The sequence below is a fragment of the Fischerella muscicola PCC 7414 genome, from assembly GCF_000317205.1.
In the GTDB taxonomy this organism is placed as follows: domain Bacteria; phylum Cyanobacteriota; class Cyanobacteriia; order Cyanobacteriales; family Nostocaceae; genus Fischerella; species Fischerella muscicola.
On sequence record NZ_AJLK01000127.1, the window covers coordinates 1 to 15,728 of the forward strand.

15 protein-coding genes are annotated in these 15,728 nt (G+C 41.1%); 6 read left to right on the plus strand and 9 right to left on the minus strand.

Annotated features, from left to right (window positions below):
- Window positions 1-127 precede the first annotated feature (127 nt).
- Window positions 128-1,246, plus strand: a complete 1,119-nt coding sequence (locus UYI_RS0120605) for a ferrochelatase (protein ID WP_016868563.1) — start codon at window positions 128-130, stop codon at window positions 1,244-1,246.
- A gap of 125 nt (window positions 1,247-1,371) precedes the next feature.
- On the opposite strand, the gene UYI_RS0120610 is transcribed toward UYI_RS0120605, so the two are convergent.
- A complete protein-coding gene (locus tag UYI_RS0120610; protein ID WP_026086075.1) occupies window positions 1,372-1,758 on the minus strand; it encodes a hypothetical protein in 387 nt (128 codons plus the stop codon).
- 613 nt (window positions 1,759-2,371) lie between these two features.
- Here UYI_RS0120610 and UYI_RS0120615 point away from each other — a divergent pair.
- Window positions 2,372-2,920: a CAP domain-containing protein gene (locus tag UYI_RS0120615; RefSeq protein WP_016868565.1), complete on the plus strand. Its 549-nt coding sequence runs from the start codon at window positions 2,372-2,374 to the stop codon at window positions 2,918-2,920.
- 70 nt (window positions 2,921-2,990) lie between these two features.
- On the opposite strand, the gene UYI_RS38360 is transcribed toward UYI_RS0120615, so the two are convergent.
- The 3 genes from UYI_RS38360 to UYI_RS0120630 all read right to left on the minus strand — a co-directional run bounded on the left by UYI_RS38360 (window position 2,991) and on the right by UYI_RS0120630 (window position 5,390).
- Entirely contained in the window at window positions 2,991-3,227 is a 237-nt protein-coding gene (locus UYI_RS38360; RefSeq protein ID WP_016868566.1) for a hypothetical protein, read from the minus strand.
- Window positions 3,228-3,317: 90 nt separating this feature from the next.
- The gene (locus tag UYI_RS0120625) at window positions 3,318-4,406 is read right to left on the minus strand and encodes a potassium channel family protein (protein WP_016868567.1); all 1,089 of its coding nucleotides are present in this window, start codon (window positions 4,404-4,406) and stop codon (window positions 3,318-3,320) included.
- A 591-nt stretch (window positions 4,407-4,997) separates the two neighbouring features.
- The gene (locus tag UYI_RS0120630) at window positions 4,998-5,390 is read right to left on the minus strand and encodes a hypothetical protein (RefSeq protein WP_016868568.1); all 393 of its coding nucleotides are present in this window, start codon (window positions 5,388-5,390) and stop codon (window positions 4,998-5,000) included.
- 536 nt (window positions 5,391-5,926) lie between these two features.
- On the opposite strand from UYI_RS0120630, the gene UYI_RS0120635 reads away from it, so the two are divergent.
- A complete protein-coding gene (locus UYI_RS0120635) occupies window positions 5,927-6,544 on the plus strand; it encodes a methyltransferase domain-containing protein (protein ID WP_016868569.1) in 618 nt (205 codons plus the stop codon).
- Between the two features lie 115 nt (window positions 6,545-6,659).
- Here UYI_RS0120635 and rbsK read toward each other — a convergent pair whose 3' ends face one another.
- The 5 genes from rbsK to UYI_RS0120655 all read right to left on the minus strand — a co-directional run bounded on the left by rbsK (window position 6,660) and on the right by UYI_RS0120655 (window position 11,037).
- On the minus strand, window positions 6,660-7,583 hold the full coding sequence (rbsK, locus tag UYI_RS0120640) for a ribokinase (protein ID WP_016868570.1): 924 nt from the start codon (window positions 7,581-7,583) through the stop codon (window positions 6,660-6,662).
- Window positions 7,584-7,710: 127 nt separating this feature from the next.
- Window positions 7,711-8,292, minus strand: coding sequence for a hypothetical protein (locus UYI_RS33025; RefSeq protein WP_016868571.1), 582 nt, complete (start codon window positions 8,290-8,292; stop codon window positions 7,711-7,713).
- Window positions 8,228-8,422, minus strand: coding sequence for a hypothetical protein (locus UYI_RS39115; protein ID WP_235147985.1), 195 nt, complete (start codon window positions 8,420-8,422; stop codon window positions 8,228-8,230). The genes UYI_RS33025 and UYI_RS39115 overlap by 65 nt, the downstream gene beginning before the upstream one ends.
- A gap of 406 nt (window positions 8,423-8,828) precedes the next feature.
- Complete coding sequence (locus tag UYI_RS0120650) at window positions 8,829-10,391, minus strand: NAD(P)H-quinone oxidoreductase subunit N (RefSeq protein WP_016868572.1); 1,563 nt, start codon at window positions 10,389-10,391, stop codon at window positions 8,829-8,831.
- Between the two features lie 331 nt (window positions 10,392-10,722).
- Entirely contained in the window at window positions 10,723-11,037 is a 315-nt protein-coding gene (locus tag UYI_RS0120655) for an RNA recognition motif domain-containing protein (RefSeq protein ID WP_009459299.1), read from the minus strand.
- A gap of 482 nt (window positions 11,038-11,519) precedes the next feature.
- Here UYI_RS0120655 and topA point away from each other — a divergent pair, with 482 nt between their 5' ends.
- The 3 genes from topA (at window position 11,520) to aroQ (ending at window position 15,652) form a co-directional block, all read left to right on the plus strand.
- On the plus strand, window positions 11,520-14,180 hold the full coding sequence (gene topA, locus UYI_RS0120660; protein WP_016868573.1) for a type I DNA topoisomerase: 2,661 nt from the start codon (window positions 11,520-11,522) through the stop codon (window positions 14,178-14,180).
- Window positions 14,181-15,039: 859 nt separating this feature from the next.
- Window positions 15,040-15,177, plus strand: a complete 138-nt coding sequence (locus UYI_RS38075; protein ID WP_016868574.1) for a hypothetical protein — start codon at window positions 15,040-15,042, stop codon at window positions 15,175-15,177.
- A gap of 10 nt (window positions 15,178-15,187) precedes the next feature.
- Entirely contained in the window at window positions 15,188-15,652 is a 465-nt protein-coding gene (gene aroQ, locus UYI_RS0120670) for a type II 3-dehydroquinate dehydratase (RefSeq protein ID WP_016868575.1), read from the plus strand.
- The last annotated feature ends 76 nt before the right edge of the window (window positions 15,653-15,728 follow it).

Below are 15,728 nucleotides of genomic sequence, written 5' to 3' on the forward strand. Positions count from 1 at the left end.
AACTCATTCTTAGGTATGAAATTTTGAATTAATGTATTTCGTTTTGTATATATCCCATCCAGGGGGATAGGATAATAGATTAATAAGTAAGAAAAACAACAACCGAAATTTATTGAGGAATAAAATTGTGGTTGCCACACCGGAAAAACTAGAACATAACCATGAGCAATCCTCAGGTCAACAGCGAGTAGCTGTGTTGCTGATGGGCTATGGCGAAGTCGAAAGCTACGAAGATTTTGCTAACTATAACGAACAAGCATTACACTTACTAACAGCAAAATTTGCACCAGTACCAGCTTGGATTTATCCACCCTTAGCTAGAATTTTGGCTTTATTTGACCGCCATGAGTGGGGCCACCAACACAATGATTTTATTTCTCCCCACAATGCCATATTTGAAAAGCAGCGTGCTGGCATTGAGAAGAATTTACAGCAAAAGTGGGGCGATCGCGTCCAAGTTTTCAAAGCCTTCAACTTCTGCGCCCCATTTCTTCCTCATCAGGTTCTAGCAGAAATCAAAAATCAAGGTTTTGATAAACTTTTAATTTACCCACTGTTGGTAGTTGATTCTATCTTCACCAGTGGGATTGCGATCGAGCAAGTCAATAAAGCTTTATCCCAGTTGACTGATGGTAGCGAACACTGGGTAAAAGGCCTACGCTACATTCCTTCTTTCTACAACGAAGCCGCCTACATTGACATGATGGTGCGTCTTGTAGAAGAGAAAATAGCTAGCGATTTAGCTGCTACCTATCTACCAGCAGAAATTGGTATTGTCTTGATGAATCACGGTTGTCCCCATAAAGCCAAAGGCTTCACCTCAGGAATCACCGAAAGTCAAGCACTCTACGACTTGATCCGAGATAAATTAATCAACCGCTATCCTTTGATTTCCATCGGTTGGTTAAATCACGATACACCACTGATTGAATGGACACAGCCCAATGTCGAACAAGCAGCGAAAAATCTCATTCAGTTGGGTGCAAAAGCTGTGATGTTTATGCCCATCGGCTTTGCTACAGAAAACCACGAAACTCTCTTAGATGTACACCACATTATTCATACGCTAGAGAAAAAACATTCTCAGATCAACTACGTGCAAATGCCTTGTGTCAACGATCACCCAGACTTTTTAGCAATGGCAGCACAATGGGCAGATGCTCATATTGCTGATTTGTTGGCAGAAGAAGCAATGACGGTTAACCCACAACTAGCAGTAGCCCATGATCACCATCACCATCATTAAATAAATTAAGAGGGGAAAAAGGGGGCTGACAGGTATAGATTAATAATTTTGAGTATTAATGAATACTCTCATTGTCAACTCCCTATTCTCCATAATGATGGCAAGTTCACGGGTATTATTTTGATTTACCACAAAGCCCGTACGCCATTACCATTATTTTGTTGATTAGTTCCTGGTGTAGTTGTGTCTTGTACGGGTTGAGTAACACCAGGGGTAGTTGTATCTGGTTGAGTAACACCAGGGGTAGTTGTACCTGGTTGAGTGACGCCAGGGGTAGTTGTACCTGGTTGAGTAACACCAGGGGTAGTTGTACCAGGAGAAGTATCCCTATCTTGACCTACACCAGGGGTAGTTTGAGCGAGATTACCCTGATTATGAGAATACTCTTCAAAAATGCTAGGATTAGGATTGACTTGAGCTTTGACTGGGAGACTAAAGCAAGCGCTAACGCTAGCAATGCCAACCAAAGTGGCAATGCTCTTAAACAAATTCCTGGAATTTTTTGTATTCATAGCTGAAAACTCCATGTGAGAAATTTGAACAACAAATCTGCTGCTATCCTCAATTTCAGAACTTTTGTCAGAGATAGCAACATCGATTAATCAATTAACTAATTGATTAATTGATTAAGAATTATTTGTTAAATTTTGCATTAGATTACATCTTTAAAATGCCGACTGATAAATTAAGTTTTTAATGCAGAAATTGATTGCCAAAAATTATTAGAGTCGAACATTTTTCATCAAGTCTAGGAATCGAAATCTTATTATTTCTCTATCTATAGTTTGATTTGGATTTTCAAACCAAAAGTTAATTTACTATTGAAGTAATAACTCGTAAATTTCTCTAAGATAATGCAATTTAAAGATTGTGAAAAGATAAGATAAAAATCCTCAGAAAAATGACATAAAAAATACCAAATAAATTGAATTGAGTCATTTATTTATCTTTGATACTGATTGTGACTATCAACTTGATTGTTCCTCAATTTTTCTGAACAGATAAGCAAATATTTCTATTGCCAGATGCTGTCGAGACTTAGAGTTGAACAACTCGATTAGAGGTGAATCTGAATCCACTGCAAGTGTTTGTTGATCAAGGTAAAAACTGATTAAAACTTACCCGATGACTACTTTTAGAAAATTTTGGTTGATAGGGGTAGCGATCGCTCTCCTAACAAATGGGTGTGAAAGAGCAATAGAGTATTTGCCACCCCTACCCAGAGTCGAAATACCCTCAAATCAATCTCGAAAACCTGCACTTGCTTCTCAGTCTGCTAGCACTGCAAAAATCGAAGCAGGAGTCCGTCAAAGCATTAACCAAGTGCGTCAAAAGGAAGGACTCCAGCCACTGCAAAATAATGAAAGACTGGCAGAGGTTGCCCGTAACTATAGCCGCCAGATGGCAGAAAACAACTTTTTCAGCCATACGGGGGCTGATGGTAGTACCCCCGCTAAGCGGGTTGAAACTGCGGGAATAGTTTACTGGGTGGTAGGAGAAAACCTGTTTAAAGGAACGAATATAAATCAACCTGTCAAAGTTGCAGTAGACGGTTGGTTAAAAAGTCCAGAACATCGTGAAAACATCCTACGTCCATTGTTTACAGAAACAGGAGTCGGAGTTTGGCGAGTTAACAACACTTACTACATTACACAATTATTTTTACGACGTTAGCACAAAAACATGTGCTACTACTATTGGTGGATGTAAAGGATGACCAAATCACTCAGGATAAAGCAAATCTCTAAATAGCTTCTTTGCTCATCCTCTCAATTGTTAAAGGAGGAGTTGTGAACAAAAAATTACTTTTTCTAGCTTCAACTGTTGGCATAAGCATACTTATAGGTGCTTGTGAGCCTGCTACACAAACCCCAACAACTACACCACCAGCTGGTTCTCCACCACCCGCTGATACTCCACCAGCAGGAGTTCCGCCAGCAACTCCAACGGTGACTCCAACTACCCCTTGATACCGTTTCACTATAATTCTGATACATTTGGCGACCAAGGATACAAAGAGGGCAAGGGGGAGAACAGTTAATTTAGTTAGCTGCTATTGTCGTAGCTAGACTCAATTCTTTTCAAAGGGAGCTATTTCACTCCAGTTATAGCCCATGTAATTAGCCAGCCTAGTTAAATAGGGATTCCACTTGCGGCGTAGAGAGATGTACAAACAAGCACCTGTCTCTAAATCTATTGCTGTCTCTATTCCCTCGCCTCTCAACTTTTCCACTGCGTCATAATATCGCTTTCGCCACACCTGTTCTAGCGACTCATTAATATGGAAATTTGAACGACTCTTGGGCAAAAAAAAGCTAGATAACTCAGTCAGCAGTTGTAGACTTCCACCCCATAATTCTGCTACTGCTGTGGAATGTACTAGTGAACGATACTTTTCAGTGTTCAATGCACTTTTAATCAAAGTAGCTGTATCCATTGCTAAAAGTAGTATTCGTGGTAGAGCATAATAAGCTTGTCGAAAGCGAAAAAACAGTAGCGCTGGGTAAGAATGCTGTGACTCCAGCAAATTAATTAAGTCTCTTGCCATGTCAGAAATATCTTGCTGTACACCGCTGAGTTCGCCACTAGCTCCCAACCTGGCTAGTATTTCTGCTGCGTCTGCTGTACCAGCAGAGCGGTGGTGTAAGCTCAAAGCAAAGGTGTTGCGTCTGATCAGGGCGCTATAAATTGATAATAGATAAGTAATAGTTAAGGTAAAGATCGAAAAGCCAAGTGCTGCTTCTAATATCATCAGCAGTCGTTGAAAGTCTGTTTTTGGTGACAAATCTCCTGTTCCAAGCGTCGTCAGTGAAAAGCCACTGTAGTAAAGCGCGCTAACAAAATCAGTATCAGTCCACCCATTATTAGATTGAATAGCCGAACCCAAATCAACCCAGACGATTAAAGCAAATCCACAGATTAGCAAGGATACCCATAATGTTACTGTGACGATTATTAATGTAGGGCCACTATGGGAAAGTAGTTTTTCATCTTTGCAGGGAACAGTACGCGCCAGTAATCGAAACAATCGCCACATTCCTTTACCTAATGACAGACTAAGTAAGCTACTGCCAAGGCGAGGAAATAACACAGTTAGGTAAATATCTATAAGTGATAAAATTACTAGCCCCACACCTACTATCTGCACTAATAATCCCATTGCCAATTGCTATATTATTTACGACGACATTATACTTCTTGCAGAAGTCGGGGAAAGGTGAAAGGGGAAGGGTTAAAGGAATTAAAAAATCCTTTACCCTTTAACCTTTTCCCTACTCTTGCAAAGGGTACTTTTGCAAGAGGTCTATGACATTTGAGATGTCTATCTGCGACTGGGTTTATAAGTCGAGTAATTGAACTTTCAGAAAGTTGATTTCAGGTATTTTCTCACTTACTGAAATTTACAACTATTGGTATTAATTGAGCTTTAATCAGTATTTTAATACTCTGACAAAAAAACAGCTATGTTGCAGGCAGAAGACATAAGGAATAAAGATTTTTCTCGGCGGTGCTGTACTAATACAGTAAAGCATAATGATAACTATTACAACAATATAGGACTTACGCAACAAAACTCTCAAACTCCTATTTCTCCGTGTATGCGTCCTCTGCGGTTCAAATTTTTTGTTAGTTGTGCGTAAGTCCAGCAATAATATAAATAAATGGCAATGGTGAACTGAAAGTAATGAAAACTACTCAAAACAATTAGAAGCTTATAGTCTGAAAAGATGGAAATATTAGTTTCATAACTTCAGTGATTTTTGTTGGTATTTTTTTCATGTTTGGGGCAGTAGTCAGTGCAATTGATTGCTTCTTCTGTCAAAACGATTGAAGGTTGTACTGCACACTTGAGATGATGGTTGTGTGAAAAATAATGACAGTTTCTACAGGGAACTTTATGTGAAGGTTGGATGGAGAAAATTAATTTATTATCTTGTGCTAATCTCCTCATTCTAGACAAAAATACTAAAAATACTGCCCAAATGATGATGAAGCCAAAAGAACCTCCAGCAAGAATAATTTTTGCATCGGGGATGCTTCCTCCATCAACTTGACTATTATCTACTTTTACTTCACCCTGAAGATTCTGATTTAAATTTGTTGCAGCTGCTAGATGTTGTATAAATTTTTCCTGATTATACATATAGATAACCCTTTGTGAAATTTATTTAAGCATTGTTGAATGATTAGCATAAAGCTGACAAATACATAATGGCAAAATCTCGACTCTCTGGGTAGAGAGTTATGTTTCAATATTCATTACTAGACAAAACCAATATTATAGATGTAGCAAACTTTATATAAGAATATCTCTGTCAAGAGATTTGCTTATAGATAATAGATTTATGCCAAAAGGAATAAGATTAAATTCTTGTGATTTGTTATAGACAATCATTGAAGAAGAGAACAGGAAATTGGGAATAGGGAATAGATTTCCCTATTTCCTGCGCTTTATTTGGAAGTAAGAGACTCTCACTTCTATAAATGACAAGTTTTGGTTGGGCTAATAGTCCCCCTTACCATTATCCTCGGTTGACCGTTAAGAGTTCCCTTATTAATCACTTAGCGATCGCTTTGCTAGCGGTTTGCTTGGTTGGAATAGAAAAGTTGTGCTATGAGAAGTTTTTTGATGCATAGTCTAGTTTAAATATCAACTAGTTGGAGCGGGGCATATCTATAATGATTGATCAAAGAATTTTGTTGTTACTAATCACTGGAGTTAGTGCTGTATTTGGTGTGACAGGAAGCACTTTAACAGGTGATTTTGAAGTAGATGCACAAGTTCCTATTCCTGTCAAGAAATCTCAAGAAAATCAAGCAGATGTACCCTATGTGCCAACACCACAACGAGTAGTGAACACAATGTTGGAACTAGCAAAAGTCAACAGCAATGATGTTGTTTATGACTTGGGTAGTGGTGATGGGCGAATTCCTATTACTGCTGTGCAGAAATATAATGCTCGTCGTGCTGTAGGTGTGGAAATTAATCCTCGACTCGTGCAACAAAGCCGTAACAATGCTCAAAAAGCAGAAGTGAGCGATCGCGTTGAGTTTCGTCAGCAAGACTTATTCCAAACTAATTTAACAGATGCCACAGTAGTAACACTCTACTTACTACCCGATATCAATTTAAAACTACGACCTAAGCTGTTAAAAGAACTCAAACCAGGTACTCGCATCGTTTCCCACAGGTTTAATATGGGTAAGTGGAAACCACAACAAGTGGCGCAGGTAGATAATAAATATGTTTACTTGTGGATTGTGCCGAAAAATGTACCAGCCAACCTAGATGACTAAATGCTATTCTCTCCTAAGTACAGTATTTCATAGAAAAGACTCTGCGTTTCTCTGCGTTGACTCCGCGCTCCTCTGCGTTTAAAAAAGTTACAATTTTACGCAAAGCTGTGCTAAGTCAAATTCCCCTTTCCTTGAGAAACGTATCAAACGTTAACCGATCTGGAAGCGAAGTTTGTGCGCCTAATTTAGTCGCTGCTATTGCACCTGCTGCTGCACCCCAAACTATCGCCTGACGTAAAGGAAGTCCTTGAGAAAGTGCAGCGGCTAAACCACCATTAAATGCATCTCCCGCTGCAACCGTGTCTACCGCCTTGACGGGAAATGCAGGAACAAAAAAGGTTTCAGTAGATGTGGCACAAACTACACCTTGGGCACCTAATTTCACGATCGCATTTTTCACACCCCTGTTTAGCAAAGCTTCGGCTGCTTTTTTTGCCGACTCTTGTCCATCGACAGCAAAACCCACTAATTGCCCTGCTTCCACTTCATTGGGAGTGATGATATCTACCAAAGAGTAAAGTTCATTTGGTAAATTAGACTGGGCAGGTGCAGGATCAAGAATTACCGTTACTCCTGCTGTTGTTGCTGCTTGTGCTGCTGCAAGTACCGTAGATATGGGAATTTCTAATTGTAAAAGAAGTGCAGAGCTTTCTGGCAATAGACGCGACATTCTAGTCACATCTTCTTGATTAACACATCCATTGGCACCTGGAATGACGACTATTTGATTTTGACCTGCATCGTCAATGATAATGATCGCAACACCAGAACTAACAGTTTCGTCTAGCAACACATTTTCTGTTTGTACACCAGCAGCCTGCAAACTATCAATCAGTTCTGCACTAAAACTTTGTGCGCCTACACGTCCCACCATTTGTGTAGGAATTCCCAGTCGTGCTAATGCTACCGCTTGATTTGCACCTTTACCTCCAGGGACTTTCAAAAAATCATGTCCTAACAGTGTTTCTCCTGGAAGTGGTAAATGGGGTGCAGTTGCCACCAAATCTAGATTGATACTACCGAAGACGATAACTGTCATGGCTGTCTTGGAAATAGGGAATCGGGGATCGGGGAACTCATCGGTCCCCTCTGGGGATTAGGGGTTATGGGAAAAAGGTTTTCATGTCCTCTTTGTGGGCTATCCCCTGTGGGGATCTAGCTAATTTTTAATTGGAAATTGGCACATTTTTAAATGCAGCTGTATCTGGCACAAAGATGTCTAGGGTATTGACATCTTGAGGAATTCTCAACCAAACGTAGGCATCAGCCGAAGCATTGGGACGCAGCGAAAATAAAGAAACACTACCAGTAGAACGGTCAAAGCTAATAGGTTTATAAGTTTCACTCGTTTCAGGATTGCGGGCTGTGGTGTTGGAAACCCCTATTAATTCAGCAGGACTTACCCTGTCCGCAGCTAGCCTCCGGATACGCATTTGTACATTCACGACATCACGGTTTCCGGTTTCTGGATCTTTAATCCGTTTAACTGAAAGTAACTCTACTTCAGCTTTTTTGCCAAAGGCAGGCTGGACAAATTGACCAGGTTGGATTGTTTCACTGGAAGTAGTTGCTGATTGTGCTGTTACCTCGGGAGATGAGAATACTTCAGGTGCTGGTGTAGATGTTTGGTTAGTATTGGCAGCAGGAGTATTATCGATTTGGCTAGGAGCGATCGCACTACTACTAATTTTTGTGTTTAAAGCATCCAGTGTTCTTTGTAGTGTGAGAACGAACTTGGTAAATTGCATAGCCACCGCACACCAAAGCCAAGGTAGAAAGTAGCACTGCCATACTAGACAGAAATGTACTCACACCGTTACCTCTATTTCCTGTTGCCGCTTGTGTTGGTTGATTAGATTGTTGATTTTGGTATGCCATAAATCAAATCTTAAGTTGATTGCTTGTATATTTATCATGTAAGTAACACATGTAAACTAAATCATTCCTGATACTTAACCACTACTGTCTAAGGAAAGAAGTTAACACTACGGTATAAAGATTATCCGTCAAAAATGGTATATTGCTGAAACTAAAGGCATAGATTAAGTAAAAATTTTATTTATAATTCTGTTTGAAGTAGTTTTTAATACTCAGATTTAAGTGGAAAGCTGATCTAAAAAATTGGTATTTTTCATGTGCAAGTATGCGATCGCATAGAATTGGCGAGTTGGAGAATTAAAGTCCAGGTAGAACTTATAGAATCTAAACACGCAAAAACGCCTGACAAAAATGCCAGGCGTCCTAGTTGCAAAATTGTAAACAGAACAAGTATTTGCAATTAAATCTACGGTCTGTCGGTTTGCTCAGTAGAAATCGCACTTACTTGTGTGCTATCAACTGTTTTAGCTTGCAAAGTAGGGATGTCGGTCACAGAATTGTTAGCCAGGGTAAATAATGGATTCGACAAAATTCCGGCAATCGAAGTGGCGATCAAAGTAGTTATCAAACCCACTTGTAAAGGCCTAAACCCAGGCAAATTCCAACTAATTTCGGGATAATTCTTCACAGCGTCGGACATTTCTTGGGGTTCTTTGACCACCATCATTTTCACTACGCGAATGTAGTAGTAGATGGAGACAACACTAGTAATTAACCCCAACAAAACTAACCAGTAAAGACCTGCTTGCCAACCAGCCCAGAATAGGTAAATCTTTCCGAAGAACCCAGCTAAGGGCGGAATACCACCCAAGGACAACAGGGAAATACTCAATCCCAAAGTCAACAGGGGATCTTTCTGATATAAACCAGAGTACTCGGCAATTTGGTCAGTTCCCGTCCGCAGAGAGAAGAGAATCACGCAAGTAAAGCCGCACAGGTTCATAAACAGATAGACCAACAAATAAAATATCATGCTGGCATATCCGGCTTGGGTGTCGGCAATCAAGCCAATCATCACAAACCCCGCTTGGGCAATGGATGAATAAGCTAACATCCGTTTCATGCTGGTTTGTGCTAAGGCGACGACGTTACCCAACACCATACTCAGCACTGCTAAGGCGGTGAAGACAAACTTCCACTCTTCGGCGACAAGAGGAAAAACAGTTGTCAGCAAACGAATAGCAAGGGCAAATCCAGCAGCTTTGGAACCAACAGACAAAAAGGCAATGACTGGGGTGGGTGCGCCTTCGTAAACGTCTGGTGTCCACTGGTGGAAGGGTGCTGCGGAGATTTTGAAGCCAACACCTGCAATGGCAAATACCAGGGCAATCACTATACCCAATGATTGAGATAGGTTAGCACTAGCAATACCATTAGCGATCGCATTGAGTTCCGTTTGTCCACCAGACAAACCGTACAGCAGAGAGACGCCATACAAAAATACCGCCGTACTTGCAGCACCAATTAACAGGTACTTCAGTGCTGCTTCATTAGAACGGGGATCGCGCTTGGTATAACCAGTCAGCAAATAAGAGGAAATACTCAAGGTTTCTAGCGAGACGAAAATCATCACTAACTCACTAGCGCCTGATAAAAACATTCCTCCCAAGGTAGCTGTTAGCAAAATCGCTATGAATTCTGCTAAGGCGGTGCCACTTTGTTCAACGTAGCGAATTGACATCAAAATTGTCACAGCTGCGGACAAAGCCACAATACCGCGAAAGACAATACTGAGGTTGTCACCGTTAAAAGCACCGGCAAAAAACAGGGGATTGGCATTATCCCATTCAAAATAGAGGGCGACTATGGAGGCTAACAAACCTGCGATCGCTAGATACCCAATCCAGCGTGAAGAATTGCGCCCCAAAATCAAGTCCACTATCAAAACCCCCAAGAGGGTTAAGACCACAATTCCCTCTGGTAATATCGTTCCAGCATTCAACTGGGATGCAACATTAGCAAAATCCATGAGCTGTATAGGTTTTGGCTATTAGACATTTAAGGAACCAACTGTGTTAATTCTATTGTGTTTTTAACTAAAGTTTCCTAAATCTGTCTGTATTACGGGATTAATAGCATCAAATTAGTTGATTGTTGATAGTTGGTTGTTGATTGTTCGTTGCAAAAACCACCTACCAACTATCAACCATGAACCACCAACACATTTCAAAACAATAAGCAGATTCAGTAACATACTGAATCTGCTCTTCTTAAGTATTATATTGCGCTTGGCAAATATTTATTATTTATGCCTTCTAGCAATTGCTCTTGAGATTGAGCTTTATAAGTTCATTCAAGCCTTAATAACGTCGAGAGTATCCACCGCTGTTACTTTTTCCCCAGCTACCACCGCCGGAGCGTCCGCTTTTTTCCTCCCGAGGTCTTGCTTTATTAACTTTCATTACGCGACCTTTCCATTCGGCGCCATCCAAAGCATTAATGGCAGCCGTTTCTGCTGCTTCTGATTCCATTTCTACGAAACCAAAACCTCGTGAGCGACCCGTTTCCCGATCTGTGGGAAGTTGAACTCGCGTCACAGTGCCATACTCTGAAAATACGTCGCTTAGCTCTTCTTGGCTAACACTGTAGGATAGGTTGCCTACGTAAATTGACATTAATCTCTCCAGAATTCAGTTATGCATATGCAGAGCCGTTCATCCGGAGAGCCACTTGCAGTTTTCAACAAAAACAAGAACACCACCGCCGAACTTCATTCTCCAAGCTTATTTTAACATATATCTTATTCCAGCAAGGCTATATTTGCCCTTTTATGCCATATTTTTGAGCAAAATGTATCATTTTTTACGGTCAATCCTATTATTGTTGCTTATGCTTCAACTGACGCAATAATTTGTCTCTATACTAGGTCTTAATAAATAGAAATATTATATTTTATAATTATTATTAGTTTGATTTCTTATAGAAACTTTGAGAGCGATCGCCAAACTTAATCTACTAAAGTGAAAACCTAAAATTATGTCTTAAGCAAGATGCTAAATATATAAACTTTATGTATTCATCAATTTCCTTTAGTTTACTTATTTCAAATTAAAGGTGACTGTCTAGCTTAGCAGCTATTCTTTTTTTTGAAATTTCCATGTCAACTCTTGTCATCGTCGAATCTCCGACCAAAGCTCGTACCATTCGCAACTACCTGCCAAAAAACTATCGGGTAGAAGCATCTATGGGTCATGTACGTGACCTACCCCAGTCGGCTAGCGAAATTCCCGCCAATGTCAAAGGGGAAAAATGGGCGCAGCTCGGGGTAAATGTAGACGCCGACTTTGAACCACTGTATGTCGTTCCCAAGGACAAAAAGAAAGTTGTCACTCAGCTCAAAGAAGCTCTCAAAGACGCTTCTGAACTGATTTTGGCAACAGACGAAGACCGAGAAGGTGAAAGCATTAGTTGGCATTTGTACCAGTTGCTCAAGCCCAAAGTCCCAACTAAGCGGATGGTGTTTCACGAAATTACTCAAGAAGCCATCAAAAAAGCTCTGCAAAACTGTCGCAGTATCGATGAGCAGTTAGTTCGCGCCCAAGAAACACGGCGAATATTGGATCGACTTGTGGGTTATACTCTGTCTCCTCTGCTGTGGAAAAAAATCGCTTGGGGATTATCTGCGGGTCGTGTACAGTCGGTAGCAGTGCGGTTGCTGGTGAACCGAGAACGAGAACGCCGTGCTTTCAAACAAGCGACATACTGGGATTTGAAAGCTACTTTAACCCCACCGCAAACTGGAAAGAGCAAAGAGCAGTCCTTCACTGCTGTACTTGTCACCTTAGCAGGAACTAGACTAGCAACTGGTAGTGATTTTGACCCTACCACAGGGAAAATAGTCGCTGATCGCAAAGTCGTGCTGCTCAATCAAGCCGAAGCAGAAGCCCTCAAACAACGCCTGAGTGATAAAATTTGGAAAGTTACAGATATTGAAGAACGTCCAGTAACGCGCAAACCAGCACCGCCATTTACCACTTCCACGCTGCAACAGGAAGCTAACCGCAAATTGCGGCTTTCAGCACGGGATACCATGCGAATTGCCCAAAGTTTGTATGAGCAGGGGTATATTACCTACATGCGTACAGACTCGGTACATTTATCGGAACAGGCTATAGCAGCTGCCCGTAGCTGTGTAGAACAACTTTACGGTAAGCAATACCTCAGCCCCCAACCCCGACAGTACACCACCAAATCTAAAGGCGCACAAGAAGCTCACGAAGCGATTCGTCCGGCGGGTAGTAGCTTCCGTACTCCCCAAGAAACAGGCTTGAGCGATCGCGAACTCAAACTCTACGACTTAATTTGGAAGCGTACCGTCGCCTGTCAAATGGCTGACTCTCGCCAAACCCAAATCACCGTGCAACTGCAAGTGGAAGATGCTGGTTTCCGTTCTTCTGGTAAACGCATCGATTTTCCTGGCTACCTAAGGGCATATGTCGAAGGATCTGACGATCCCGAAGCTGCATTAGAAGACCAAGAAATCATTTTACCTGACCTCAAAGTCGGGGATCATCCTGACTGTCAAGAATTGGAAACAGTCAAGCACGAAACCCAACCCCCAGCCAGGTTTACTGAAGCTACTTTAGTAAAAACCTTAGAAAGCGAAGGTATTGGACGTCCTAGTACCTATGCCAGCATTATTGGCACGATTATTGACAAAGGGTACGCCCAACTGACTAATAATGCCCTCATTCCCAGTTTCACTGCTTTTGCTGTAACTGAACTGCTAGAAAAATACTTCTATGATGTCGTTGATCCCAGTTTTACTTCCAAAATGGAGCAAACTCTCGATGATATCGCTGCTGGTGAAGCTGAGTGGCTACCATATTTGCGGAAATTTTATCTAGGAGATAATGGTCTAGAAACCCTGGTCAAGCAAAAAGAAGATCAAATTGATGCCAACCAAGCTAGAACTGTAGAACTAGAAAACTTAAACGCCAAAATCCGCATCGGTAAATTTGGCCCCTACATTGAAGTTGAAAATGGTGATGGTGTCGTTACAGCATCAATTCCTAGAGATTTGACGCCTGCTGATCTCGATCCCCAAAAGGTAGAAACCTTGCTCAAGCAAAAAACCTCTGGCCCGGACGAGGTAGGACGTCACCCCGAAACAGGTGAACCAATTTACGTACTCATAGGCCCCTATGGACCTTACGTGCAATTGGGTGATAAGTCTGATGAAAATCCTAAACCTAAACAAGCTTCTCTACCCAAGGGTGTCAAGCCAGAAGATGTCACCTTAGACATGGCTATTGGTCTTTTATCCCTACCCCGGACACTAGGCACACATCCAGAAACAGGCGCAACCATTCAAGCAAATTTGGGACGCTTCGGGCCTTATATCGTGCATAACGCCAAGGAAGGCAAAGACTATCGTTCCCTCAAAGCAGGTGACGATGTATTGACAATTTCCTTGGAACGTGCTTTAGAATTATTGTCTGAACCGAAAAAAGGACGCAGCACCAGTAGCAAATCTAAGGCGGCTTTACGAGAATTGGGAACTCACCCTGAAGATGGCGAACCTGTAAATATCTATGATGGACCATATGGGCCTTATATCAAGCACGGCAAAACCAATGTCAGTCTTCCAGAAGGTACATCACCAGAAAATATAACGCTGGATACAGCATTGGAGTTGCTAGCAAGCAAAATATCAAGCGGTAAATCCACTCGCAAAACCACTAAATCCACAACTAGTTCGCGTAGCAAATCAACAAAAGCCAAATCATCAACTACTGCTGCCAAAAAAACTAGCTAAAAGCAATAGCTAATAGTCAATAGGACAAAGTCCACAGTTTTACAATTGACTATTTATTGTATGGGCGAAGCTATTAGGTAATATTTTATTAACTGGCTGAGAATATTTATTACTTAAATCAAATGCTTCGCCCCTAACGACTATTGCTATCGATACACAAACAAAACTTCTACAACTAGGGTTCTTCGATTTTGGGTTTTGCGAAAAGTTTGTAGACGAGGCAGTGCGCAAAAGGGGAGTTCTCATCCCATAAGCGCCCTGGCTCCTCTGTTAGCGTCAGATCCGAAAGCGATCGCGAGACTGAAAGCTTTTAAATGACGAATTTTCACAAATAAATCTGGGGGCTTCCTGCGAGGAATTATTGCTAATCAGAAATGTATTGAAAAAACTTATATAAAATTATTTATTTGCAAAAAGTCTGTGAGCAGAGAATTACAGTTTTATTTGCCAAAAATAGACGTTTTTGTCTTGTTATTCTTACTCTGTTTTTTATAATAGTTACTGATAAAAAATATTTTCTGCTATACCCATACACCACTTCACACAATTCCTGATACAAATTCTCCCCCTTGTTGTCTGGTCGCCAAATCTATTCAGACTGACAACAGAGAGTTGTTATCAACCTCTAATCCTAGTCCTTTTTTTCAAAAAGCTATCTTTAGTAAGATGAGTTGTCTAGGTAAGGGATGTGATACTCTAAAAATTAAGGGAGAAAATAACACTATAATTTTAATAAATGGCTCAAGCCCGGAACACGGGAACAAAAATTAGCCGTTCAAAAACCAGAGTGCAAAAAAGCTAGTTTCTCCGTAGCTGATAAGCGAAAAATCGAGTTAGTATTTCAGGAGCGGTCAGTCCAATGGACTATATTGAAAAGGTGCTAGAAAAGCTTAAGGAATTGGCACGCAAGCTGATTGAAGCCCTTTTAGGGCCAGAAGCTGAGCCGGAACCGGAGCTAATTCCAATTCCTGTAAACGATCGCTCACGTCGTCGCTAAGAGAGCAAAAGTGCAGGAGTTGATATTAGACCCCTTAAGCGTTCTGGTGCTGCATGGTCCAAACCTGAATCTGCTAGGACAGCGAGAGCCTGGTATTTATGGCTCCCTGACTCTGAGTCAAATTAACCGCCAGTTAGAAACGGAAGGACAAAAACTGGCAGTGAAAGTATTTACCATGCAGTCAAATCATGAGGGGGTATTGGTTGATGCAATTCATGATGCCTTGGGAAAACACCAAGGTATCTTAATTAATGCTGGAGCTTATACCCACACCAGTATAGCATTGCGAGATGCGATCGCTGCTGTGAGTCTGCCTACAGTAGAGGTACATTTAAGTAACATTTATAAGCGAGAAGAGTTCCGTCATCACTCTTACATAGCTCCCATTGCCATTGGTCAAATCAGTGGTTTTGGGGTACAAAGTTATATCTTAGGATTACAAGCATTAGTGCTTTATTTAAGACAGAATATGTAAGATTAGTTAGTGGTTGGTTGTTGGTTGTTGGTTGTTGGTTGTTAGTTGTTAGTTGTTAGTTATTGGTTGTTGGTAA